Source organism: Pseudomonas putida (assembly GCF_004357765.1).
Classification (GTDB): domain Bacteria; phylum Pseudomonadota; class Gammaproteobacteria; order Pseudomonadales; family Pseudomonadaceae; genus Aquipseudomonas; species Aquipseudomonas putida_U.
Genome location: NZ_SMTE01000010.1, coordinates 263,306 through 287,656 on the forward strand (window position 1 = coordinate 263,306; position 24,351 = coordinate 287,656).

Here is a 24,351-nt window from a genome sequence, read left to right on the forward strand (position 1 = left end):
AGGCACTGTCAGGAGTCTATGCGATGACGGCGAAGAAGATTCTCATGTTGGTGGGCGATTACGTCGAAGATTATGAAGCGATGGTGCCGTTCCAGGCACTGAGCATGGTGGGCCACACCGTGCATGCGGTCTGCCCCGAGAAGGTCGCCGGGCAGACGGTGCGCACCGCGATCCATGACTTCGAGGGCGAGCAGACCTACAGCGAGAAGCCGGGGCATAATTTTGCTCTGAACTACGATTTCGTCCAGGTGCGCGCCGAAGGCTACGATGCCTTGGTCATTCCCGGTGGACGAGCCCCGGAGTATCTGCGCCTGGACGAGCGGGTGCTGGCGTTGGTCAAGGCTTTCGACCAAGCCGGCAAGCCGATTGCGGCAGTCTGCCATGGGGCGCAACTGCTGGCGGCGGCTGGTGTGCTCAAAGGACGCGGCTGCAGTGCCTATCCGGCCTGTGCACCGGAGGTACGCCTGGCGGGCGGGACGTTCATCGATATCGCGGTGGACCAGGCGCATGTCGACGGCAACCTGGTCACGGCTCCCGCCTGGCCGGCGCATCCGGCGTGGTTGGCGGCGTTTCTAAAGGTACTGGGTACCCGTATCGTCTGATCGGGGCCTATCGCCGGTTCATTCCACCTGCTCGGTCCAGTCATTGAGATTGTAGTAGTTGGTGACCCGGGCGATCTTCCCGCAGTGGATGTAGAAGAACGCCCCGGCCGGCAACACGTAGGTCTGCCCCTTGGCCGGAGGCAGGCCCTCGTCATCGGCCAGGTACTGGCCGTGCACGGTGAACTCGGCGGCCGCCCGGCTGCCATCGGCGTTCTGCATGACCACGATATCGGCCAGCCGCTCGCGGTAGCAGCGGTTCATCTTGTCCATGAACGCGGCGAATTTCGCCTTGCCCATCTGTCGCTCGCCCTGGTTGATGTCGTGGATCACATCCTCGCTGAGCAAGGCGAGAAAGGCCGGCATGTCGCCAGCGTTGAAGGCGGCGTAGTAAGCATTTACCAGTTCGGTAGCGGTCATGGAACAATACCTGTCGTGGAGGGAAAAGGCGCAGCATTGGCACGGATGATAGGGTTTCCCCTCAAGCCCGGCTTAGCCGAGCGCGTCATCCACCACGACAAAACGACCGCCAAGCATGGAAATCCGCCTGTTGCACGGCGCCGCTATCGCGCCTTACATCGATGACCTCGCTCGCCTTCGCCTGACGGTGTTTCGCGAGTTTCCCTACCTTTACGACGGCTCCCCCGACTACGAAGCCGAATACCTGTCGGCCTACGCCCGTTCCGGCCGTAGTCTGGTGGTGCTGGCCCTGGACGGCGACCAGGTGGTCGGGGCCTCGACCGGGCTGCCCCTGGTGGATGTCGACCCAGCCTTCCAACAACCTTTTCTCGGCCAAGGGCGCGACCCCGCCAGCGTCTACTACTTCGGCGAGTCGCTGGTGCTGCCGCAGTATCGCGGGCAGGGCCTGGGTGTGCGCTTCTTCATCGAGCGCGAGTCCTACGCGCACAAACTGGCCGAGTTCGACTACTGCGCGTTTTGTGCGGTCGAGCGGCCAGGCGTGCACCCGCGGCGGCCAGCGGACTACAAGCCGCTACACGGCTTCTGGCGCAACCGGGGCTTCCTGCACGACCCGTCATTGCGCACCAGCTATAGCTGGCGTGACCTGGACGAGGAGGAAAGTTCGGAAAAGATCATGTCATTCTGGACCAAGGAGCTACCGATTTGATTCGCCTCGCGGCTTGCCAATACGCCATCGAGCTGCATGAAACCTGGGATGCCTACGCCGATCATTTACAAGACCTGTGCGCCGAGGCGGTTGAGGCAGGCGCTCAACTGCTGCTGCTTCCGGAGTATGCCGGCCTGGTCCTCAGTGGCCAGTTGCCCGCCGAGCAACGGGGCGACCTGTCAGGTTCCATCGCCGGTATCCAGCCGCTGATCGCGCCGTGGCTGGAGCTGTGCGCGGGCATTGCCCGGCGTTGGGGTGTCTATCTGCAACCGGGCAGCGCGCCGGTAATGGATGCCGATGGGCGTTATCGCAATCGAGCATGGTTGTTCGGCCCACAGGGGCTGTTGGGGCATCAGGACAAGCTGATCATGACCCGCTTCGAGCGCGAGCAGTGGAACATCGCGCCCGGCGAGGGATTGCAGGTGTTCGACACGGCGCTGGGGCGTCTAGGCATCCTGATCTGCTACGACAACGAATTTCCGATGCTCGCCCGGCGCTTGGCCGAAGGGGGCGCAGACCTGATTCTGGCACCGAGCTGCACTGACACCGAGGCGGGCTACCATCGCGTACGCATCGGTGCGCAGGCCAGGGCGCTGGAGAACCAGATTGCCGTGCTGCAGAGCCCGACTGTGGGGTTGGCGCCTTGGTCGCCGGCTTTGGATGAGAACATCGGCCGGGCTGGGCTGTTCGTGCCGCCGGACCATGGCATGCCCGGGGATGGGGTGATTGCGCTGAGCACCGAGCTTTACCCTGCGGGCAGCCAATGGCTGATGTGCGAGGTGGACCTGCAGGAGGTACGGCGGGTGAGGCGGGAGGGGCAGGTATTGACGCGTCGGGATTGGCCGGAGCAGTTTGACAGGTTGCCCTGAAAACGGCGGCGCCCCCTTCGCGGGGCAAGCCCGCTCCCACAGGATCCCATTGTTTCCAGATTCAATGGGGATCCTGTGGGAGCGGGCTTGCCCCGCGAAGGGGGCGCCGCCGTTCTACAGACTTACTTCACTTCGACTGCCAGGCTCTGGGCAATCTTGCTCTGCCACAGGGCAGGGCCGGTGATGTGCACGGACTCGCCATTGCTGTCGACCGCGACGGTCACCGGCATGTCCTTGACCTCGAACTCGTAGATCGCTTCCATGCCCAGTTCGGCGAAGGCCAGGACCTTGGACTTGCGGATCGCCTGGGCTACCAGGTAGGCGGCGCCGCCAACGGCCATCAGGTAAACGGCCTTGTTGTCCTTGATCGCTTCGATGGCGGTCGGGCCACGCTCGGACTTGCCGATCATGCCCAGCAGACCGGTCTGCTCGAGGATCTGGCGGGTGAACTTGTCCATGCGGGTCGCGGTGGTCGGGCCGGCAGGGCCTACCACTTCGTCACCGACCGGGTCGACTGGGCCGACGTAGTAGATGAAGCGGCCCTTGAGGTCGACCGGCAGCTCTTCGCCACGGTTGAGCATCTCGACCATGCGCTTGTGCGCTGCGTCGCGGCCGGTAAGCATCTTGCCGTTGAGCAGGATGGTCTCACCCGGTTTCCAGCTGGCGACTTCTTCCGGGGTGATGTCGTCGAGGTTGACGCGGCGGGCGCTTGGGCCGGCTTCCCAGACGATTTCCGGGTAGGCGTCCAGCGACGGTGCTTCCAGTTCGGCCGGGCCGGAGCCGTCGAGCACGAAGTGGGCGTGACGGGTCGCGGCGCAGTTCGGGATCATGCACACCGGCAGCGAGGCGGCGTGGGTCGGGTAATCCATGATCTTGACGTCGAGCACGGTGGTCAGGCCGCCCAGGCCCTGGGCGCCGATGCCCAGCTGGTTGACCTTCTCGAACAGCTCCAGGCGGATTTCCTCGAGGCGGTTCTGCGGGCCACGGGCTTTCAGCTCATGGATGTCGATGGATTCCATCAACACTTCCTTGGCCATCACCGCAGCCTTCTCGGCGGTACCGCCGATGCCGATGCCGAGCATGCCAGGCGGGCACCAGCCAGCGCCCATGGTCGGGACGGTCTTCAGTACCCAGTCGACGATCGAGTCGGAAGGGTTGAGCATGGCCATCTTCGACTTGTTCTCCGAACCGCCGCCCTTGGCCGCGACGTCGACTTCGACCTTGTCGCCGGGGACGATGGAGTAGTGGATGACAGCTGGAGTGTTGTCCTTGGTGTTCTTGCGAGCACCGGCCGGGTCGGCCAGGATCGAAGCGCGCAGGACGTTCTCAGGCAGGTTGTAGGCGCGACGCACACCTTCGTTGATCATGTCGTCGACGCTCAGGGTGGCGCCGTCCCAGCGCACGTCCATGCCCACGCGGACGAACACGGTAACGATACCGGTGTCCTGGCAGATCGGGCGGTGGCCGGTGGCGCACATGCGCGAGTTGATCAGGATCTGGGCGATCGAGTCGCGTGCGGCGGGCGATTCTTCACGCAGGTAGGCTTCGTGCATCGCCTGGATGAAGTCGACGGGGTGGTAGTACGAGATGAATTGCAGGGCATCGGCGACGCTCTGAATCAGGTCGTCTTGCTTGATCACGGTCATGCAGCGCGCTCCTCTTAAAGACGGGAACATTCAAAAAGACGCTCGACGGTGCCGACCAGCGTGTCGAAACGCCTTGCAAGGCGCGCCGGCAGGCTGGCCGACGCAAAAGGGCGCGGCAGTATAGCGCGCCTCAACGAGCGAAACACCTGCGTGTGGTCAGGACCATGGTCGGCAATGCCCGGGCATCGTTCTTGCTGGGCATGTACGATGAACACCACCGTCGACCTGGAGATCTCCCGAAATGCCCGAACTCTGCGTGGGCGAGCGCCGCTGGACGGTGCCGACCGGCAGCAACCTGCTCGATGCCTTGAATGCGGCAGGTCTCAACGTCCCCTACAGCTGTCGTGCCGGCAGTTGTCATGCCTGCCTGGTGCATTGCCTCGCCGGGCAGCCGGCCGATGCACTGCCCGAGGCCCTGGCGCTGGACAAGCACGCACAGGGCTGGCGCCTGGCCTGCCAGTGCCGAGTGATCGAAGATCTGCGGGTGGCTGTGTTCGATCCACTGCAGGACGGTTTGCCGGCCCAGGTCTGCGCCGTCGACTGGTTTGGCACTGTGCTGCGCCTGCGCCTGCGACCAGAACGCGCGCTGCGCTACCAGGCTGGCCAGCACATGGTGCTGTGGTTGGGGGCGGTGGCGCGTCCATACTCCCTGGCCAGCCTGCCGGGTGACGATGACTTCCTGGAGTTTCATATCGATTGCCAGCGTCCAGGCGCTTTTTGCGACCAGTTGCGGGGCGTACAGCTCGGTAGCCAACTGCGTCTGGGCGAGTTGCGCGGGGGAGCGTTGCATTACGACCCGGACTGGCAGGAGCGGCCGCTCTGGTTGCTGGCAGCGGGGACCGGGCTGGCGCCGTTGTCGGGCATACTGCGCGAGGCCTTGCGCCAGGGGCATCGCGGCGAGATCAAGGTCCTGCATGTGGCGCACGAGCGCGCAGGGCATTACCTGGCCGAGTCGTTGCGAACGCTGGCCGGGGTGAATGTCGAGTGTGTGCTGGCCGAGCAGTTGGAAACTGCCCTGGCGGGATTGCGGCCGTCATCGCGGCAGACGATTGCGCTGCTGTGTGGATCGCCGGGGAGTGTCGAGCGGTTCGCCCGGCGGCTGTTCATTGCCGGGGTGCCGCGGGGGCAGGTATTCGCCGACGTGTTCCTCGAGCACGCCTGAGGCATCGTCGGCCCCATCGTCGGTAAGCCGGTTCCTACGGCTATCGTAGGAACCGGCCACCGACGATCGGCCCTGGAGGTCGATCAGCCGACCAGCGGATCACCGACATGCAGGATCTTCATGCCATTGGTGCCACCGATGGTGTGGTAGCTGTCGCCCTTGGTCAGGATCACCCAGTCACCCTGTTCCACCAGACCGCGCTTGAGCAGCTCGTCCACGGCAGCCTGGCTGACCTTGTCGGCTGGCAGCGCAGCCGGGTCGAAGGCGATCGGATAGACGCCGCGGAACATCGAGGCGCGAGCCTGGGTGGCGCGGTGCGGCGAGAGCGCGAAGATCGGCACGTGCGAGCGCAGGCGCGACATGATCAGCGGGGTGTAGCCGCTCTCGGTGAGGGAGATGATCGCTTTAACGCCCGGGAAGTGGTTGGCGGTGTACATCGCTGCCAAGGCGATGCTTTCGTCGCAGCGCTCGAACGTGGTGTGCAGGCGGTGGCTGGACTTCTGGCTGGTCGGATGCTTCTCGGCACCCAGGCAGATGCGCGCCATGGCCTGGACGGCTTCGATCGGGTAGGCACCGGCGGCGCTTTCGGCCGACAGCATCACCGCATCGGTGTTATCCAGCACGGCGTTGGCCACGTCGGACACTTCGGCGCGAGTCGGCATTGGGTTCTGGATCATCGACTCCATCATCTGGGTCGCCACGATCACCGCCTTGTTGTTGCGGCGGGCGTGTTGGATGATCTTCTTCTGGATGGCGATCAGCTCGGCGTCGCCGATTTCCACGCCCAGGTCGCCACGGGCGACCATCACTGCGTCGGAGGCGGCGATCAACTGGTCGAGGGTTTCGTCGTCGGCCACGGCTTCGGCACGTTCGATCTTGGCCACCAGCCAAGCGCTACCGCCGGCTTCGTCGCGCAGCTTGCGGGCGTATTCCATGTCGCTGGCATCGCGCGGGAACGACACGGCCAGGTAGTCCAGGTCCATTTCCGCGGCCAGCTTGATGTCGGCCTTGTCCTTTTCGGTCAGGGCCGGCGCGGTCAAACCGCCACCTTTGCGGTTGATGCCTTTGTGGTCAGACAGCGGGCCACCGATGATCACCACGCAGTGCAAGGCATCGGCGGTGGCGGTTTCGACGCGCATGACCACGCGGCCATCGTCGAGCAGCAGTTCGTCACCAACGCCGCAGTCCTTGACCAGGTCGGGGTAGTCGATGCCGACGATGTCCTGGTTGCCTTCGGTCAGCGGGTGCGCGGTGGAGAAGGTGAATTTGTCACCGACTTTCAGTTCGATGCGCTTGTTGCTGAATTTGGCGATGCGGATCTTCGGACCCTGCAGATCGCCCAGCAGTGCGACATGCCGGCCGTTCTTGGCGGCGATGTCGCGGATCAGGCGCGCACGCGCCTTGTGCTCGTCCGGGGTGCCGTGGGAGAAGTTCAGGCGTGCCACGTCCAGGCCGGCGAGGATCAGCTGTTCGATCACTTCCGGTGAATTGCTGGCGGGGCCGAGGGTGGCGACGATTTTGGTACGGCGGATGGTCATGCACAGACTCCTATAGTGAAGCGCAGCGAAAGGCTACTCCTGAATCGCGCTGTAGTCATTGTTCCGTTGCACTACCTGCAAACGGCACAGGGTGGCGTTTGAACGGGGGCGGTATCCTTGCAAAACCCTGTGAAGATTTATAGGTAAAGGCCGATACCCTGGCATCAAAGGAGATTTCCCCATGCGAGCCCTGATTGTTTTCGCACTGGCGGTCAGCACCGTCGGCTGCACCCGTTGGTCCATGGACCACCACTTGAACAATGCCTACCGCGCCTATGACCGGGGCGACTGCCAGCGGGTGATGCTGGAGCTGTCGCAGGTCGACCGTACCAGTCGCGCACGGCCGTTCATTCACCCCGAGGTGTCGCTCCTGCGTGGCCAGTGCCTGGAGCGTCAGAAGCTGTACGTCGACGCGGCACAGACCTACGAGTACCTGATTCAGCAGTACCCGCGCAATGAGTATGCCTACCGTGCCCAGGCCCGCCTGCAGACCCTGGAAAAGCTCGGTCATTACCGCCGCGGTGAATCCGCAGTGGCCAGTCCGGTGACCTCCACTCCTTGGCGTTAACACCAAGGTGTCATTTATTTCACGGGAATTGCCGGGCAGCGTGGAGTAACCTGTAAGCCAGATGTAACGACAACCGCCAGTTCCTCGTATTCCTGGCATCGGATACGGACTGCACCTGCGAACATGTTCATCCAGCGCCATATCGAACGCCACCAGCTCCCCTGTGTGCTCAAGGTGTACAACCGCTTTACCGATCAGCCGATCGGCCAGTTGGGCAACGCCTCCGAGGATGGGTTGATGCTGATCAGTCAGTTGCCGGTTCTGGTCGGGCCGGACTACGAGCTGCAGCTGCGCCTGCCGCTGCCGGGCAGCGCCATGCAATTGGTCGATCTCACGGCCAGTTGCCTGTGGTGTCGTGAAGACCAGACCCCCGGCCACTACGACTCGGGTTTCATGCTGCTGCAAGCGCCTCGCGAGTACGAGGACTTCGTCCGCTCGCTGCGCGATTACTTCAGTTTCAAGCCGGCCAACGCCTCTGCCTGAAGATCCGTGGGTTAGAATCGGGGCGACCTCGATACAGGACGATCCCGTGAGCTCCAGCATCTTCTGGCATGACTATGAAACCACTGGTATCAACCCGCGTTGTGACCGCCCTCTGCAAGTGGCCGGTGTGCGCACCGACCTGGAACTGAACGAGATCGACGAACCGTTCAATCTCTACTGCCAGCCCTCCGACGACATTCTGCCGCATCCAATGGCTTGCCTGGTCACCGGGATCACCCCGGTGCAGTTGGCCAACCAGGGCCTATGCGAAGCCGAATTCATGACCCGCGTGCACGCCGAGCTAGCGCGTCCCGGCACCTGCGGCGCAGGCTACAACACCCTGCGCTTCGATGACGAAGTCACGCGCTACAGCCTCTACCGCAACTTTTTCGATCCCTATGCCCGGGAGTGGCAAGGCGGCAACAGTCGCTGGGACCTGATCGACGTGGTGCGCACCGCCTATGCGCTACGCCCTGACGGCATCGAGTGGCCACAGCAGGACGGACGCACCAGCCTGCGTCTGGAACTGCTCAGCAAGGCCAATGGCATCGAGCATGGCCATGCCCATGAGGCTCTTTCCGACGTGCGGGCCACCATTGCCCTGGCACGTTTGATTCGCCAGCGCCAACCCAAGTTGTACGACTGGTTGTTCCAGTTGCGCAGCAAGCACAAAGTCATGGAACAGGTGCGCTTGTTGCAGCCGCTGGTCCATATATCCGGGCGTTTTTCCGCGGCCCGTAGTTATCTAGGCGTGGTATTGCCGTTGGCGTGGCACCCGCGTAACCGTAATGCATTGATTGTCTGTGACCTCCAGCAGGAAACCCTACCGTTGATAAGGGAAAGTGCCGAAGTGCTACGCAAGCGTTTGTACACGCGCCACGAGGATTTACCTGACGGTGAATTACCGGTTCCGCTGAAGTTGGTGCAAATCAACCGTTGTCCTGTGCTGGCACCGCTTTCGGTATTGCGCCCCGTCGATCAAAAACGGCTGGGTGTGGATATGGCCCTATTGCAAGCGCGGGCAGATCAACTGGCCAATCAGCAGGGGCAATGGCGTGACAAGCTGGAGCACATCTATGGCCCGGAAGAGTTTGCCCCCTGTGAAGATCCGGAACAGCAGTTGTATGACGGATTCCTCGGTGACCGTGATCGACGTTTGTGCGAGCAAGTTCGAACCCTGGAGCCCGCGCAGTTGAGCCATGGCCATTGGATGTTCGACGACCCGCGCCTACCGGAGTTACTGTTCCGTTATCGTGCCCGTAACTTCCCCGAGACCCTCAATGGCGAAGAGCGGCAGCGCTGGTTTGCATTCTGCCAGCAGCGTCTGTGCGACCCACAGTGGGGAGCGCCGAATACCTTGGGGGATTTCGAGCAGGCCAGGCAGGCTGCGTGGGCCAGCGCCGACGAGGCGGGACGACGGGTATTGGATGCCTGGCAGGTACATGCCCAGACCCTGCGCGAGCAATATGCTATTACCGCTTGATTGTAAAAACGACAACGCCGGCAATGTGCCGGCGTTTTCAGGGTACCGCGATGAATTGTCGCGGTCTGCTATTAGTCCAGCAGGGTAGCCCAGCTTTCAACCACATCGCCACCCCATTTGGCTTTCCACTCTTTCAGGGTTTTGTGGTTGCCGCCTTTGGTTTCGATCACTTCACCGTTGTGCGGGTTTTTGTATTGCTTGACCTTGCGCGCGCGTTTGGTGCTGGCCGGTTTGCTGACGCCGCGTGCGTTTTTGCTCAGTTTCGATTCCGGGTCAAGCAGGGCAATCACATCGCGCAGCGACTTGGAGTATTCACCCATCAGCGCACGCAGTTTGCCTTCGAACTCCAGTTCTTTTTTCAGCTTGTCATCCTGGGACAGGTTGGCCAGGCGGGCCTGAAGTTCTTTGATGGCTTCTTCGGTAGCGCGGTATTCGTTGATCAGGGACATGGAGTGGTCCTTAGTGCGAGTTCGGGAAATGTGAGGCCAATAATAGACAGGCGATACCCGCAAGTAAACATGTAATTAACCGCAACCCTGTTAATTACTAGGCAACAACATATTTCTCAGGTTAAGAAAAATTTACTTTGAGTCTGTCATCTGGTCATGTCTGGTAACAGTTGCTGTGACGTCACCGCAGGATGACAGGGCGTGCGTCGGACAGGCCCGCTCGGCGCAATGATTACTGCGTTTTTCACTGCAGGCCGCTAGAATGGGCGCCTTTGCGAAGTTCTGGAGTCTCATTCATGCGCACCTATCGTCTGGTGATCGCCTGCCCCGACCGTGTTGGCATCGTGGCGAAAGTCAGTAATTTCCTAGCCTTGTACAATGGCTGGATCAACGAAGCCAGCCACCACTCCGATGAGCAGAGTGGTTGGTTCTTCATGCGTCATGAAATCCGCGCCGAATCCCTGCCGTTCGGTATCGAAGCCTTCCGTGAAGCTTTCGCGCCGATCGCAGAAGAGTTCTCCATGACCTGGCGCATCACCGATTCGGCACAGAAGAAACGTGTGGTGCTGATGGCCAGCCGCGAATCGCACTGCCTGGCCGACCTGTTGCACCGCTGGCACACCGATGAACTGGATTGCGAGATCCCGTGTGTGGTGTCCAACCACAACGATCTGCGCAGCATGGTTGAGTGGCACGGCATTCCGTTCTTCCACGTGCCGGTCGACCCGAAAGACAAGGCGCCGGCTTTCGCGGAAGTGTCGCGTCTGGTCCAGGAGCACGCCGCCGACGTGGTGGTGCTGGCGCGCTACATGCAAATCCTGCCGCCGCAGTTGTGCCAGGACTATGCGGAAAAGGTCATCAACATCCACCACAGCTTCCTGCCTTCGTTCGTTGGCGCCAAGCCTTACCACCAAGCGGCGCTGCGTGGCGTGAAGCTGATCGGTGCGACCTGCCACTACGTGACCGAGGAGCTCGATGCGGGCCCGATCATCGAGCAGGATGTGGTGCGCGTGAATCATGCCGACAGCATCGAGGACATGGTGCGGTTCGGCCGTGATGTCGAGAAGATGGTGCTGGCCCGCGGCCTGCGTTATCACTTGGAAGATCGCGTGCTGGTGCACGGCAACAAGACCGTCGTGTTCGACTGATCAGCCGACCTGGCGCCGGCGGCGCTGCAGCAATGGACGCGCCACCAGGCAGACGAACACCGGCCCGCCGGCCAGCAGGTAGAAGTAAAAAGTGACCGCGCGCCAGATCAGTATGGCGGCAGCCGCTGTCGAGCTGCCGACCAGGGGCGCGAGCAGGCTCGCCGAGGTCAGCTCGGCGGCTCCCGCGCCGCCGGGGAGCAGGCTGAACTGGCCCGCGCTCAGTGACAGCATCTGCACCAGAAAGCTGGGAATCCAGGCAAGGTCCACCCCCAACCCTCGTACCACCAGGTACAGCACGCTGTAGCGCAGGCTCCAGTGCGCGCAGGTGAGCGCGAACACCAGTGCCAAGGTACGTTTGGGCAGCCGCCAGGTCTGCGCCAAGGCTCTGATGAAGCGCAGCAGCTTGCGTGCCCAGCGACGCCTGCGTTGCGGCGACATACCGAGCCCACGCAACAGCCGGCCGTTGAAGCGCATCATGCCGTGCCGATAGCGCAGCAAGGCGGCGATCGCTCCCAGTGCCGAACACATCAACAGCGCGCTGCCCAGCAGCATGTCCTGCTGGCTGCGCCCCAGGCTGTGGAACAAGGCGTAACCGGCAATCGCCAGCATGGCGCAGAAGAAAAACACCAAATCATTCAGCTGATCCATGGCGAACACGGCGCCACTGCGTGCGGGGCCGATACGGTCGCGGGCGAGCAGGGTCATCAGGGTCAGCGGCCCGCCGCTGCCACCGGGTGTCGTGCAAATGGCGAACTCGGTGGCCATCACCACGCCAAGGCTGCGCACCCGGCCCAGTTGGGCACCCTGTTGACCGAGCAACAGACGCAGGCGTATGGCGTTGATGATCCAGCACAGCAAGATCATTCCCAGAAGGGTCAGCAGCAACCCGCTGTCGAAGGCCTTGAGCCGCGGCAGCAATTCGTTGCCGCCGAGCAAGGCCGGCACCAGTACCGCACACAGCAGCGCCAGTGCCAGCCAACCCAGGCGGTTCATGCGCGGGCCTGGCGCTGCAGCCAGGCGGCTTTGGTCAAGGGTTCACGGCCCTGGGCCAGCAGAACCTTGAGCGTGTCCAGCCAATATTGGCGCGAACTGCGGTGACGCATGTCCACCGGATGCAGTCCCAGACGCAAGGTATCGGCCTCGCGCCAGCGCTTGCGCTGCCACTCGCACACTGCCCTGGATAACCCGCGGCGCCAGGCACTGCGCGCGCTCCACACCAGGCCGGGCGCGTCGATGGCAGCGAACTCCGGCAGCCGGTAGAGGTGCTGCGGGGTGCTCGTGTAGCTTAGCGGCAGGCGGCGCAATGCCTGGCGGGTACCCTCGCTCATCAGCCAGGCCGGGGCGACGAACCCTTGTACCGGCCAGCCGTGTCGCGCGAACACTGCCAGGCCTGCTTCCAGGCGCTCCAAGGCCTGGGCCTGATCCAGGGCGAAAAACTCACCTTCGTGGGTGTACACCCGGCGCATGAAGAATTCAGCAGGGTTGCGGGCCGGTGGGCCGTCGTCGGCATGGTAGAAACCATGCAGGGCCAGTTCGTCGCCACGGGCCAGGCGCTGCTCGAGCAGTTGGCAGAAGGCGGGGGCACCGCCCAGCGGGTTACGGTGGTGGAAATCCGGTACCACCAACCAGGTCATCGGTACCGTGCCCAAGGCATCGACGGCTTCGACGAACGGCTGGTAGTCCGCCCAGGTCTCTGGCGCCACGTCATGCAACACCAGCATCAGGCTAGGCGCCGTGGAATCGGCCTCAACCATGGGCGCGTACCTGTGGCTGGTGGCCCAGCACCGCCTGGTAATGTTGCAGCAGGCCGCTGACTACGTTGTCCCACGAATAGTGCTGCTCGACATGACGGCGGGCTTGGAGCCCGAGCTTGCGCACGCCAGCCTCGAACGTCTCGCGTACGGCCTGGGCCATGGCCCGACCGTCGTTAGCCTGGCAGAGGCTGCCGCATTGCTCGTTGACCAGCTCGCCAAAGGCTCCGGCGCGCACCGCCACTACCGGCGTGGCGCTGGCCATGGCTTCGAGGATCACCAGGCCGAAGGTTTCCTGGTCGCCGGCATGCACCAGCAGATCGGCACTGGCCATCAACCGCGCTACTTCATCCGGCGGGCAGAAATGGTCGATGACGCTGACGTTGTCGGGCACGGCGGCCGGCATGTTCGAGCCCACCAGCAACAGGTGGTAAGGCTGGCCCAGGTGCCGTATGCAGTCGAGCAGTACCGGCAGGTTCTTTTCCCGCGAGCCACGGCCGGCATAGATCAGCAGGCGGCTGGTGTCGGGTATGCCGAGTTGGGCGCGCAGTTGTGGGTCACGGTGCGCGGGGTTGAAGGTGGCGAGGTCGACCCCCAGGCGTTGGACATGCACGTCGCGCACGCCCAGGCGGCGCAGCTTGTCAGCCATGACCTGACTGGGCGCCAGGACCCGGTCGAAATTGCCGTAGAGCTTGCTGACATAGGCCTCGACGTTCGGCGTGAACCAATTGCCCATGCGGTTGCTCACCAGCAGCGGCAAATCGGAGTGATAGAAGCCGATTACCGGCACATCCAGCTTACGGCGCGCCTCCAGCGCCGCCCAAGCGGTCAGGTACGGGTCGCCGACTTCGATCAGGTCGGGTTGCAACTGGCGCAAGACGTTGCACCAGGGCGCCAGGCGTACCGGAAAGCGGTAACCCTTGCCGAACGGCAGAGGAGGGGCGGGCACGGTGTAGACGCCGTCGTCATGACTGGCGTTGCGACCGGGGATCAACAGGCTATGGCGTACGCCCGGGATGGCGTCGAGGCGGTGATGTTTGGCATCAAGATAGGTACGTACGCCGCCGCTCGCCGGGGCGTAGAACATGGTGATGTCGGCGATGTGCACGATCAGCATCCCTCCAGGATCGTCTTCGGGTCTGTCATCCGGCTGTAACCCACCGGCGATGACGCACCTAGAAGTTGACCTACATGAAGGATAGTTTGTTCGATCGAGCTTGGGTGGGGCGGGAGGTACTTTGCGGGTAAACCTCTCATACAGAATCGAAACCCCAAGGGTCACGATTTCTGTAGGAGCGGGTTTACCCGCGATAAAGGCGACGCGGTCTGTCGGTTAGATCCGGAAGCTCCCAACCAGCTGCTTCAGTCGCGTTGCCTGTTGCTCCAGGTCCGAACAGGCGCGCAATGTTGCCTGCAGGTTTTCGACGCCTTCCTGATTGAGCATGTTGATTTCGTTGATGTCCATGTTGATCGAGTCGACCACGGCGGTCTGTTCCTCGGTTGCAGTGGCCACCGATTGGTTCATGCCGTCGATCTCGCCGATACGAACGGTTACGCTGTCCAGGCGCTCACCGGCCTGGTTGGCGATTTCCATGCTGTCCTGGCTGTGGCGCTGGCTCTGGCCCATGGTCTCGACCGACTCGCGGGCACCGACCTGCAGTTCCTCGATCATGGTCTGTACCTGTTGCGCCGACTCCTGGGTGCGGTGCGCCAGATTGCGCACCTCATCGGCGACCACAGCGAAGCCACGGCCGGCTTCGCCTGCGCGTGCCGCCTCGATCGCGGCGTTGAGTGCCAGCAAGTTGGTCTGCTGGGAAATGCTGGTGATCACCTCGAGAATCTGGCCGATATTGACGGTCTTGCTGTTGAGGGTCTCGATGTGAGCGCTGGACGAGACGATCAGGTCAGACAGACGATTCATCGCCTGGATGTTGCGCTCCACCACCTGCTGTCCTTCCTCGGCCAGCAGCCGTGCGGAGCTGGCGTGCTGCGAGGCTTGCGCGGCGTTGCCGGCGATCTCCTGGGCAGCGGCGCCCAGTTCGTTGATGGCAGCGGCGACACTGTTGGTGCGGTTGGATTGTTCGTCGGAGTTGCTCATCGACGAGTTGGAGGCACTGATCACCCGCAAGGCCACTTCATTGACCTGCTCGGTGGCTGAGGACACTTCGCGGATCGAGTCGTGGATGCGTTCGACGAAGCGGTTGAAGGCTGCGCCGAGGATGCCGAACTCGTCGTGATTGTGGATGGCCAGGCGGCGGGTAAGATCGCCTTCGCCTTCGGCGATGTTCTCCATGGCGCGGGTCATGGTGTGCAGGGGTTGCATCAGCACACGGATCAACAGGCCGAGCAGGGCGATGATGATCACCACCGCCACCACGGTGGCGATCACCGCCGACGTGCGGAAAGTGCTGAGCATGGTGAAGGCTTTGTCCTTGTCCACTGACAGGCCGATATACCAATTGGCCGAGGGCAGACCTTTGATCGGTGTGAAACTCAACAGTCGCGCTTGACCATCGGCCTCGACTTCGGTCAGGTCGGCGGACAGTTTAGGCGAGTTGTGCGGGAACAAGTCCGACAGCGACTTCATTACCAGATTCTGGTCCGGGTGAACCAGAATCTTGCCCTGGTCATTGACCAGGAAGGCGTAGCCCATGCCGCCGAAGTTCAGCGAGTTGATGATCTGCACCAGGCCATCGAGAGCCAGATCGCCGCCCACCACGCCGACGCTGGACGACACTTTGTCGATGATGCCGATGACCATCTTGTTGGTGGTCATGTCGATGTAGGGTTCGGTGAGCATGACGCCGCTGGCGTTCATGCCATCCTTGTACCAGGGGCGGGTGCGCGGGTCGTAGCCGTCGGGCATCGTCGCATCGGGACGTACGCTGAAGCTGCCGTCGACTTTGCCCAGATACACGGTCAGGAAGCTCGAGGTCAGGGCGCTCTGGCCCATCAGTGTTTCAGCCGTTGCAGGTGACTGTGCAATGTTCTGTGCCAGGTTTTCCACCAGTTTGATTCGGCCATCGAACAGATTGCGAATGTTGGTGGAAGTCGATTCACCCATCTCGGAGAGATAGTTCTCCAGGTTGGCCCGAATTGCATTGCGTTGCAGATAGTCGTTGTACAGGGTGAAGAGGCTGAAGGCGAGTATGACGATCAGCGATGCTGCTAGAAGAATCTTGTGGCTGAATCGAAGGCTTCTTTTCATGGCGTAATCGGTTCCGCTAAGGTTTAAATCGGGTGTTCGCACGCAAGGGGCTGCAAAACAGTGCAACATCCCGCTAAGTCCTTTTAGGGTTGTTACTGTCTTTCACGCGAATCTCACCGTTGCTATCGGCCACGGGCTTGCAAAGCTTGAACAGAGGATGGAAGAACATGACGGATACTTCGCAGATAGTGGTGGGTGCCGGCCCGGACGGCCTGCCGGTCAGCCAGGCCATGCGCCTGGCCAACCGCCACGGGCTGGTGGCCGGTGCCACCGGGACGGGCAAGACCGTCACCCTGCAGCACTTGGCCGAGGCCTTCAGCGATGCCGGTGTGGCCGTGTTCGCCGCCGATATCAAGGGTGATCTGTGTGGCCTTGGCGCAGCTGGGGTACCGCAGGGCAAGGTGGCCGAGCGAATCGCCGGCATGCCGTGGCTGGGTCATTCGCCCAAGGCTTATCCGGTCAGCCTGTGGGACATCGCCGGGCAGTCCGGCCATCCGCTGCGCACGACCCTCACCGACATGGGGCCTCTGTTGCTGGGCAATCTGCTGGAACTGACCGACAGCCAGCAGGCTGCGCTGTATGCGGCGTTCAAGGTGGCGGATCGCGAGGGCTTGTTGTTACTCGACCTGAAAGACCTCAAGGCGTTGCTCGGCCACCTGAAGGACAATCCACAGCTACTCGGCGATGACAGCGCGTTGATGACTGGCGCGTCGACCCAGGCCTTGTTGCGGCGTCTGGCGACTCTGGAACAGCAGGGTGCGGAGGCCCTGTTCGGCGAACCGGCATTGCAACTGGAGGACCTGCTGCGGCCGGAGGTCGACGGCCGGGGTCGCATCCACCTGCTCGACGCCAGTCGCCTGGTGCACGAGGCGCCCAAGGTCTACGCGACCTTCCTGTTATGGCTGCTGGCTGAATTGTTCGAGCAGTTGCCCGAGCGCGGCGATGCCGACAAACCGGTGCTGGCCTTGTTCTTCGACGAAGCCCACCTGTTGTTCAACGGCACCCCCAGAGCGTTGCAGGATCGTCTCGAGCAAGTGGTGCGGCTGATTCGTTCGAAAGGTGTCGGTGTGTACTTCGTGACCCAATCGCCGGGGGACCTGCCCGATGCCGTACTGGCTCAGTTGGGTCTACGCATCCAGCATGGCCTGCGGGCGTTCACCGCCAAGGAACAGAAGTCGTTGCGAGCCGTTGCCGATGGTTTTCGCCCCAATCCGGCCTTCGACACCCTGGCGGTGTTGACCGAACTGGGCATTGGCGAGGCACTGGTCGGCACGCTGGAGGAAAAGGGGACGCCGGCGATGGTCCAGCGAGTGCTGGTGGCACCGCCTCAGTCGCGCATCGGGCCATTGAGCGCAACTGAGCGCAGCGCGCTGATCGCATCCTCGTCATTGGCCGGGCGCTATGACAAGCCGGTTGATCGTGAGTCAGCCTATGAAATGCTGACCCAGCGCAAGGGCGAGCCGGCGGAGCCGGCGCCGGTGCCCAAGGTGGACGAGGAGAGCCTTGCCGACAAGGCAGGGGACTTCCTGCAGAGCGCAGCGGGGCAGGCAATCAAGTCGGCGGTGCGCCAGGCGGCGAACCAGTTGGGGCGGCAGTTGGTGCGGGGTTTGATGGGGTCGCTGTTGGGGAACAAGAAGCGTTAGCGAATACGCTCACCAGGACAAGCGCTATCAGGCTAATGCCGGTCAGTTAAGCAATTGGGGGCCGCTTCGCGGCCCTTCGCGGGCAAGCCCGCTCCCACAAAGATCGCGCATTTCCTGAACTCAGCGCAAAACTTGTAGGAGCGGGCTTGCCCGCGAAGGGCTGCAGAGCAGCCCCCATCTGACAGGATCAGTCAGGCCAACGCTTTAGAGGCCAGCCAGAACAGTCCGGCGGCCAAGCCCATCGAAGCAGGCAGGGTCAGCACCCACGCCAGCAGGATGGTCTTCACCGTGCCGCCTTGCAGGCCGCTCTTGTTGGCGACCATGGTGCCGGCCACGCCGGACGACAGCACGTGGGTGGTCGATACCGGCAAGCTGAACACGTTGGCCATGCCGATGGCACAGGCCGCAGTGATCTGTGCAGACATGCCCTGGGCATAGGTCATGCCCTGCTTGCCGATCTTCTCGCCAACGGTCAGGACCACGCGCTTCCAGCCAACCATGGTGCCCAGGCCCAGGGCCAGGGCAACGGCCACGATCACCCAGAATGGTGCATATTCGGTGGTGGCGGTGAGGTCCTTGCGCAGTTTTTCCAGGTCGGATTTCTCACGGGCGTCCAGGCCAGGCAGCTTGCCGACCTTTTTCGCGGTGTCGTCCAGGCACAGCAGGTAGCGACGTACTTCCACGCGCTTGTCGGCGCTGAGGGCGTGGTAGTCGGTCACGCCCTTGAGCGAGGACTGCAGCGCGGCGATGGTCGGTTCGGTCTGTTGCGGGTTGCAGCTGAACTGCTCCGGCAGGTCGCTGGACTTGGCCTTGCCCAAGGCCAGGAATTCGCCCAGCGTCGCTTCGTTGCGCTGATAGAACTGACTCATGTGCAGGGTCGCATCGCGGGTGCGTTCGATCTGGTAGGTCGTGCTGTTGAGGTCGAGCACGAACTTGGCCGGAACGATGCCGATCAGGACCAGCATGATCAGACCGATACCTTTCTGACCGTCGTTGGAACCGTGTACGAAGCTCACGCCCATCGCCGAAATCACCAGGACCAGGCGGTTCCAGAAGGGGGGATGCTTCTTGTCGTCGAGCTTGCGACGCTGTTCCGGCGTCTTGTGCATCTTCGACAGCGGACGCCACCATTTCAACCCGATCAGCACCAGCGCCGCGACGGCGAAGCCGGCCATCGGCGAGACCACCAGCGACATGGCGATGTCGATCGCCTTCTGCCAGTTGACCCCATCACCCAGCGGGATGTCGTTGATCAGAGCGTTGGCCAGGCCCACGCCAAGGATCGACCCGATCAAGGTGTGCGAGCTGGAGGCGGGGATGCCGAAGTACCAGGTGCCCAGGTTCCAGGTGATGGCCGCAGCCAGCAACGAGAACACCATGGCCAGGCCATGGCCGGTGTTCACGTTGATCAGCAGTTCGACCGGCAGCAGGTGCACGATGGCATAGGCCACCCCCACACCGCCGAGCAGAACGCCAAGGAAGTTGAACACCCCGGAGAAGAACACGGCCAGGTGCGGTGGCATGGCTTTGGTATAGATGACGGTGGCTACCGCGTTGGCGGTGTCATGAAAGCCATTGATGAACTCGAATGCGAGCACGAAGGTCAGGGCGAGTAGCAGGCTCACCAACACCCAGGCATCCAGTCCGCTGAATAAATCGATCATGAAGGTTGTCTGGCGGTCATAGGGGGGCCGGATTATGCCAGAAAACCTTGGCAATCGATGCACCCGCAGCTGACCGATGGCCCTGCCGCGGACCGTTCGATACCCCCGTTCAGCGAAGCGGGGAGACCGACATTTCTATTGAATTTCGGCAAACGTCTGAGAAAATCTGGAAAAACTTAAGGCTTCGGTGTGGGTTGCCTAATTCAAACGGTTGTATGAAATTTGTGTAATTCCATTTCATCTTCAGCCTGGCAGCGATAATCCGCCCGCATCGAGCGATGCGGGCGCAGAGTGCCGGATGGCTCAGGCGTCGTCGCCGCGCAGCTCTTTTTCCATTTTTTCCAGTTCTTCGTTGAAAGCCTGGTCACGGATGCTGGCGCGTTTGCGCCACGGTTTACGCTCTGGATCCGGTTGAGCGGCATAGGTGGTGACTTCACCACCATAAACTTCCTTGTAACGTTCAGCCTGGCGCTCGAGTTCCGCGCGCAGTTCGTCTTTCGTCACAGTAGTACCTGATTCAAGTTGTAGGGTCGTTCGCCCGACGTGCGCACGAAAGTGCCAAAATGGTATTGCACCATCGGCAGTGCAGCGTTCAGTCAGGCGCGGGCGATTATAGCAATCGACAAAACGCCCCGGCGGGATCTTTACCGACTATTGACCGGGGGGGACGATAATGCTTGAGGATAAACAACGCATCCTGCTATCGCTAACCAGTTTGAAAGGGGCGAACTCGGAAAGTTCGCCAATGCGCAGGCACAAATAAAACGGCCCCGCACAAGGCGAGGCCGTTGCCTGGGGACTTCTACGGTGGGTACCTGACCAGTCTCTCCAAAGAAGCCACATGTGGCATGAGCAAGGTATAAGCAAATGTGGCAGCGGTCAATTGCGATTATCGGCCGTTCGTTCGATAATCGCACGAACCAGCGTTATTTTTGAGGTGACCGATGAACGACGAAACCCAGGTCGTCGAGACTGCCAGCAGCGAGCCAGAACGCGCCGCTGTCCCAGCCCTGGCGCCACCGATCGTGGCCTCGCCGGCCAAGCGCATCCAGGCGTTTACCGGCGACCCGGACTTCATGACCTCCCTGGCCAGGGGGCTGGCGGTCATCCAGGCCTTCCAGGAGCGCAAGCGGCACCTCACCATCGCCCAGATCAGCCACCGAACTGAAATTCCTCGCGCGGCCGTGCGGCGCTGTCTGCATACCCTCATCAAGTTGGGCTATGCCACCACCGACGGACGCACCTATTCATTGCTGCCCAAGGTCCTCACGTTGGGTCACGCCTACCTGTCGTCGACGCCCTTGGCGGTGTCCGCTCAGCCGTATCTGGACCGCATCAGCGACAAGTTGCACGAAGCCGCCAACATGGCCACGTTGGAGGGCGACGACATTCTATATATCGCCCGTTCGGCGACCGTGGAGCGCTTGATCTCGGTCGACCTTTCTGTGGGGGGGCGGTTGCCGGCGTATTGCACTTCCATGGGGCGGATTCTGCTGGCGGCGCTGGATGACACCAGTTTGCGCGAGTACCTGGATCGGGCCGACCTCAAGGCGCGTACCAGTCGTACGTTGCACGACGCCGAATCGTTGTTCGCCTGCATCCAGCAAGTCCGGGCGCAGGGCTGGTGCGTGGTGGACCAGGAACTCGAGCAAGGCCTGCGGTCGATCGCGGTGCCGATCTATGATGCTTCCGGCCAGGTGCTCGCGGCCCTCAATGTCAGCACTCACGTCGGACGGGTGAGCCGCAGCGAGTTGGAACAGCGCTTCTTGCCGATTCTCCTGGCAGCGAGCCGTGATCTGTGCCATCAGTTGTTCGGCTGAACCTGCGCACAGGAATGCCGGTCGGCCCCGTTTTGGACCCCGACGCGCTATTCCTGTGCGATAAACGCACAGTGTCGTGCTTGGCGAATTGCGCGTAAACCTGCCGCTGATTAATGTCTTCTGCAGCGGTCGGCCAAGCCGACCGGACAAGAAAAACATCAGAGGCACATAGCATGATTACTGTCCCCCGCCTGCCACGGCCGCACCCGTGCGCAGACCTGTTGTATCCAGGCTGACCCAGGCCACTTTCCCTAGCTAACCGACCCTGCGCCTGTTGCCACGTGCAGTGACGTGCCTGTGCCCAATTTCTGGATAACAACAATGAACAAACCGCAAACGACTGTCGGCAATTGCCTCGACGTTCAAACGTTCATCAATCAGCAGCCATTGTCCGCTTATCAATGGCGGGTGGTGATCCTCTGCTTCCTCATAGTCTTCCTCGACGGCCTTGACACTGCCGCCATGGGCTTCATTGCGCCGGCCCTGTCCCAGGAGTGGGGAATCGACCGCGCCAGCCTCGGTCCGGTGATGAGCGCGGCGCTGATCGGTATGGTCTTCGGCGCCCTGGGATCCGGGCCATTGGCCGACCGGTTCGGTCGCAAGATGGTGTTGGTTGGGGCGGTGCTGGTCTTTGGCGGCTTCAGTCTCGCCTCGGCCTATGCCACCAACGTTGACCAGTTGCTGGTTCTGCGACTGCTGACTGGCCTGGGGCTGGGGGCGGGCATGCCGAATGCCACGACGTTGCTGTCGGAGTACACCCCCGAGCGCCTGAAGTCGCTGTTGGTGACCAGCATGTTCTGTGGCTTCAACCTGGGCATGGCGGGTGGCGGCTTCCTGTCGGCGAAAATGATCCCGGCCTACGGCTGGCACAGCCTCCTGGTCGTCGGTGGGGTGCTGCCGCTGGTGCTGGTAGTGGTGCTCATGGTCTGGCTGCCGGAGTCGGCCCGTTTCCTGGTGGTACGCAACCGTGGCACCGATAAGGTCCGCAAGACGCTGGCGCCCATCGCCCCCGAGGTGGTGGCCCAGGCTGCCAGCTTCAGCGTGCCGGAACAGAAAGCCGTGGCCACCCGCAACGTCTTCGCGGTGATCTTCTCCGGCACCTATGGCTTGGGCACCGTGCTGTTGTGGCTGACCTATTTCATGGGTCTGGTCATTGTCTACCTGCTCACCAGCTGGCTGCCGACGCTGATGCGCGACAGCGGCGCGAGCATGGAGCAGGCGGCGTTCATCGGAGCATTGTTCCAGTTTGGCGGGGTGCTCAGTGCCGTGGCTGTCGGCTGGGCCATGGACCGCTACAACCCGCACAAGGTCATCGGCATCTTCTACCTGCTGGCCGGGATCTTCGCCTACGCCGTGGGTCAAAGCCTGGGCAACATCACCTTGCTCGCCACCCTGGTGCTGATCGCCGGCATGTGCGTCAACGGTGCGCAGTCAGCCATGCCTTCGCTGGCCGCACGTTTCTACCCGACCCAAGGGCGTGCCACCGGTGTCTCGTGGATGCTGGGTATCGGGCGTTTCGGCGCCATCCTTGGCGCTTGGAGTGGTGCGACCCTGCTGGGCCTGGGTTGGAACTTCGAGCAGGTGCTGACCGCCTTGCTGGTGCCAGCGGCGCTGGCCGCCGTAGGCGTGATCATCAAGGGCTTGGTCAGCCACGCTGACGCCACCTGAGGGAATGACATCGACCTGTCGCCGAGTTTCCGGTGACAGGTCGATGGAGGTCGTTAGGGGCGCAATAATTAGTTCGATAATCGCACATATAGTCGATTATCGGATTGTTCAGTCCAGGTACTCTCCTTAATCTGGATTCCACGTAGAACCCTGACCAGGAATCGAAACCCATACCGCCGCGGCCCACGGCCATGTGGCAGGAGAAGTCTGATGCGCGACGTATTCATCTGTGATGCCATCCGTACCCCTATCGGTCGCTTCGGCGGCGCCTTGGCTGGCGTACGCGCCGACGACCTGGCAGCGGTGCCGCTCAAGGCGCTGATCGAGCGCAACCCGCAGGTGGCCTGGGACCAGCTCGACGAAGTGTTCTTCGGTTGCGCCAACCAGGCCGGCGAAGACAACCGCAACGTAGCGCGCATGGCGCTGCTGCTGGCGGGCCTGCCGGATACGGTGCCGGGCGTGACCCTCAACCGCCTGTGCGCCTCGGGTATGGATGCCGTCGGGACTGCCTTCCGCGCCATCGCCAGCGGCGAGATGGAGCTGGCGATCGCCGGTGGCGTCGAGTCGATGTCCCGTGCGCCGTTCGTGATGGGCAAGGCCGAAAGCGGCTACTCGCGCAACATGAAGCTGGAAGACACGACCATCGGCTGGCGCCTGATCAACCCGCTGATGAAGAAGCAGTATGGCGTCGACTCGATGCCTGAAACCGCGGACAACGTAGCCGACGATTACCAGGTCTCGCGCGCCGACCAGGACGCCTTCGCTCTGCGCAGCCAGCAGAAAGCTGCCGCGGCCCAGGCTGCAGGCTTCTTCGATGAAGAAATCGTGCCGGTACGCATCGTCCACAAGAAGGGCGAGACCGTGGTCGAGCGCGACGAGCACCTGCGTCCCGACACCACCCTGGAGGCACTGACCAAGCTCAAACCGGTCAACGGCCCTGACAAGACCGTCACCGCCGGCAACGCCTCGGGGGTCAACGACGGTGCTGCCGCGTTGATCCTGGCGTCGGCCGATGCGGTGAAGAAACACGGACTGACCGCGCGTGCCCGGGTGCTGGGCATGGCCAGTGCCGGCGTGGCGCCGCGCGTCATGGGTATCGGCCCGGTGCCGGCGGTGCGCAAGCTGACCGAACGCCTGGGCGTGGCGGTGGCCGACTTCGATGTCATCGAGCTCAACGAAGCCTTTGCCAGCCAAGGCTTGGCCGTGCTGCGCGAGCTGGGAGTCGCCGACGATGCACCGCAGGTCAACCCCAACGGCGGCGCGATCGCCCTGGGCCATCCGCTGGGCATGAGCGGCGCACGCCTGGTGCTCACCGCGCTTCACCAGTTGGAAAAGAGCGGCGGGCGCAAAGGCCTGGCGACCATGTGTGTGGGTGTCGGCCAAGGGCTGGCACTGGCGATCGAGCGCGTTTGACGTTTATCGGATCCGGGGCAGGCCAGTCGGGATCGATGGGGAACCACGCAACCCCGTCGATCAAGGTTGGCCTGCGCTGGGTTTGATAACTTCGACTGAAGGCCAATTGCCTG

Annotated in this window: 22 protein-coding genes and 1 pseudogene; 12 read left to right on the top strand and 11 right to left on the bottom strand. The window is 62.4% G+C overall.

The genetic code is table 11. The features are described 5' to 3' along the window. Positions 1-23 precede the first annotated feature (23 nt). Positions 24-602 carry a DJ-1/PfpI family protein gene (locus E2H86_RS17195; protein ID WP_133329951.1) on the top strand — a complete coding sequence of 193 codons (579 nt, stop codon included), beginning with the start codon at positions 24-26 and terminating at the stop codon, positions 600-602. Between the two features lie 18 nt (positions 603-620). Here E2H86_RS17195 and E2H86_RS17200 read toward each other — a convergent pair whose 3' ends face one another. Continuing rightward, the gene (locus tag E2H86_RS17200; RefSeq protein ID WP_133329953.1) at positions 621-1,019 is read right to left on the bottom strand and encodes a nuclear transport factor 2 family protein; all 399 of its coding nucleotides are present in this window, start codon (positions 1,017-1,019) and stop codon (positions 621-623) included. Positions 1,020-1,134: 115 nt separating this feature from the next. Between E2H86_RS17200 and E2H86_RS17205 the strand changes: the two genes are divergently transcribed. Both E2H86_RS17205 and E2H86_RS17210 read left to right on the top strand, forming a co-directional pair. Beyond that, complete coding sequence (locus E2H86_RS17205; protein ID WP_133329955.1) at positions 1,135-1,725, top strand: GNAT family acetyltransferase; 591 nt, start codon at positions 1,135-1,137, stop codon at positions 1,723-1,725. Then, positions 1,722-2,594, top strand: a complete 873-nt coding sequence (locus tag E2H86_RS17210; RefSeq protein ID WP_133329957.1) for a carbon-nitrogen hydrolase family protein — start codon at positions 1,722-1,724, stop codon at positions 2,592-2,594. The genes E2H86_RS17205 and E2H86_RS17210 overlap by 4 nt, the downstream gene beginning before the upstream one ends. Before the next feature lie 122 nt (positions 2,595-2,716). Here the strand turns inward: E2H86_RS17210 and E2H86_RS17215 are convergent, their stop codons facing one another. Then, complete coding sequence (locus E2H86_RS17215) at positions 2,717-4,240, bottom strand: fumarate hydratase (protein WP_012274004.1); 1,524 nt, start codon at positions 4,238-4,240, stop codon at positions 2,717-2,719. A 241-nt stretch (positions 4,241-4,481) separates the two neighbouring features. Between E2H86_RS17215 and E2H86_RS17220 the strand changes: the two genes are divergently transcribed. Continuing rightward, positions 4,482-5,402: an iron-sulfur-binding ferredoxin reductase gene (locus E2H86_RS17220; protein ID WP_133329959.1), complete on the top strand. Its 921-nt coding sequence runs from the start codon at positions 4,482-4,484 to the stop codon at positions 5,400-5,402. An 83-nt stretch (positions 5,403-5,485) separates the two neighbouring features. On the opposite strand, the gene pyk is transcribed toward E2H86_RS17220, so the two are convergent. Next, on the bottom strand, positions 5,486-6,940 hold the full coding sequence (gene pyk, locus E2H86_RS17225) for a pyruvate kinase (protein ID WP_133329961.1): 1,455 nt from the start codon (positions 6,938-6,940) through the stop codon (positions 5,486-5,488). Positions 6,941-7,121: 181 nt separating this feature from the next. Here pyk and E2H86_RS17230 point away from each other — a divergent pair, with 181 nt between their 5' ends. The 3 genes from E2H86_RS17230 (at position 7,122) to sbcB (ending at position 9,474) form a co-directional block, all read left to right on the top strand. After that, the gene (locus E2H86_RS17230) at positions 7,122-7,508 is read left to right on the top strand and encodes a tetratricopeptide repeat protein (protein ID WP_133329963.1); all 387 of its coding nucleotides are present in this window, start codon (positions 7,122-7,124) and stop codon (positions 7,506-7,508) included. A gap of 123 nt (positions 7,509-7,631) precedes the next feature. Next, complete coding sequence (locus E2H86_RS17235) at positions 7,632-7,991, top strand: PilZ domain-containing protein (RefSeq protein ID WP_133329965.1); 360 nt, start codon at positions 7,632-7,634, stop codon at positions 7,989-7,991. Positions 7,992-8,037: 46 nt separating this feature from the next. Then, entirely contained in the window at positions 8,038-9,474 is a 1,437-nt protein-coding gene (gene sbcB, locus E2H86_RS17240; protein WP_133329967.1) for an exodeoxyribonuclease I, read from the top strand. A gap of 71 nt (positions 9,475-9,545) precedes the next feature. Here the strand turns inward: sbcB and mvaT are convergent, their stop codons facing one another. Continuing rightward, on the bottom strand, positions 9,546-9,923 hold the full coding sequence (mvaT, locus tag E2H86_RS17245) for a histone-like nucleoid-structuring protein MvaT (protein WP_133329969.1): 378 nt from the start codon (positions 9,921-9,923) through the stop codon (positions 9,546-9,548). Positions 9,924-10,219: 296 nt separating this feature from the next. Here mvaT and purU point away from each other — a divergent pair, with 296 nt between their 5' ends. Beyond that, positions 10,220-11,071: a formyltetrahydrofolate deformylase gene (gene purU / locus E2H86_RS17250; protein WP_133329971.1), complete on the top strand. Its 852-nt coding sequence runs from the start codon at positions 10,220-10,222 to the stop codon at positions 11,069-11,071. Here the strand turns inward: purU and E2H86_RS17255 are convergent, their stop codons facing one another. The 5 genes and pseudogenes from E2H86_RS17255 to E2H86_RS26855 form a co-directional block, all read right to left on the bottom strand. Continuing rightward, entirely contained in the window at positions 11,072-12,064 is a 993-nt protein-coding gene (locus E2H86_RS17255) for a lysylphosphatidylglycerol synthase transmembrane domain-containing protein (RefSeq protein ID WP_133329973.1), read from the bottom strand. Next, positions 12,061-12,825: a DUF2334 domain-containing protein gene (locus tag E2H86_RS17260; protein WP_133329975.1), complete on the bottom strand. Its 765-nt coding sequence runs from the start codon at positions 12,823-12,825 to the stop codon at positions 12,061-12,063. Before E2H86_RS17260 ends, E2H86_RS17255 begins: the two co-directional genes overlap by 4 nt. Next, positions 12,818-13,939, bottom strand: a complete 1,122-nt coding sequence (locus E2H86_RS17265) for a glycosyltransferase family 4 protein (RefSeq protein ID WP_133329977.1) — start codon at positions 13,937-13,939, stop codon at positions 12,818-12,820. Before E2H86_RS17265 ends, E2H86_RS17260 begins: the two co-directional genes overlap by 8 nt. 216 nt (positions 13,940-14,155) lie before the next feature. Further along, the gene (locus E2H86_RS26850; RefSeq protein ID WP_397466891.1) at positions 14,156-14,920 is read right to left on the bottom strand and encodes a methyl-accepting chemotaxis protein; all 765 of its coding nucleotides are present in this window, start codon (positions 14,918-14,920) and stop codon (positions 14,156-14,158) included. Between the two features lie 90 nt (positions 14,921-15,010). After that, positions 15,011-16,099, bottom strand: a pseudogene (locus E2H86_RS26855) (cache domain-containing protein); the annotation flags it as partial. 98 nt (positions 16,100-16,197) lie between these two features. On the opposite strand from E2H86_RS26855, the gene E2H86_RS17275 reads away from it, so the two are divergent. Beyond that, positions 16,198-17,673, top strand: coding sequence for a helicase HerA-like domain-containing protein (locus E2H86_RS17275; RefSeq protein WP_133329981.1), 1,476 nt, complete (start codon positions 16,198-16,200; stop codon positions 17,671-17,673). Between the two features lie 191 nt (positions 17,674-17,864). Here the strand turns inward: E2H86_RS17275 and E2H86_RS17280 are convergent, their stop codons facing one another. Together E2H86_RS17280 and E2H86_RS17285 are read right to left on the bottom strand one after the other, a co-directional pair. After that, positions 17,865-19,337 carry an inorganic phosphate transporter gene (locus E2H86_RS17280; protein WP_133329983.1) on the bottom strand — a complete coding sequence of 491 codons (1,473 nt, stop codon included), beginning with the start codon at positions 19,335-19,337 and terminating at the stop codon, positions 17,865-17,867. 303 nt (positions 19,338-19,640) lie between these two features. After that, positions 19,641-19,841 (bottom strand): hypothetical protein, encoded by a 201-nt coding sequence (locus tag E2H86_RS17285; RefSeq protein WP_133329985.1) that lies wholly within the window; start codon positions 19,839-19,841, stop codon positions 19,641-19,643. Between the two features lie 440 nt (positions 19,842-20,281). On the opposite strand from E2H86_RS17285, the gene pcaR reads away from it, so the two are divergent. The 3 genes from pcaR to pcaF all read left to right on the top strand — a co-directional run bounded on the left by pcaR (position 20,282) and on the right by pcaF (position 24,238). Further along, complete coding sequence (gene pcaR, locus E2H86_RS17295) at positions 20,282-21,157, top strand: pca regulon transcriptional regulator PcaR (RefSeq protein ID WP_230385215.1); 876 nt, start codon at positions 20,282-20,284, stop codon at positions 21,155-21,157. A gap of 321 nt (positions 21,158-21,478) precedes the next feature. Continuing rightward, a complete protein-coding gene (locus E2H86_RS17300) occupies positions 21,479-22,825 on the top strand; it encodes an MFS transporter (RefSeq protein WP_133329988.1) in 1,347 nt (448 codons plus the stop codon). A 207-nt stretch (positions 22,826-23,032) separates the two neighbouring features. Further along, entirely contained in the window at positions 23,033-24,238 is a 1,206-nt protein-coding gene (gene pcaF, locus E2H86_RS17305) for a 3-oxoadipyl-CoA thiolase (RefSeq protein ID WP_196171584.1), read from the top strand. Positions 24,239-24,351 lie beyond the last annotated feature (113 nt).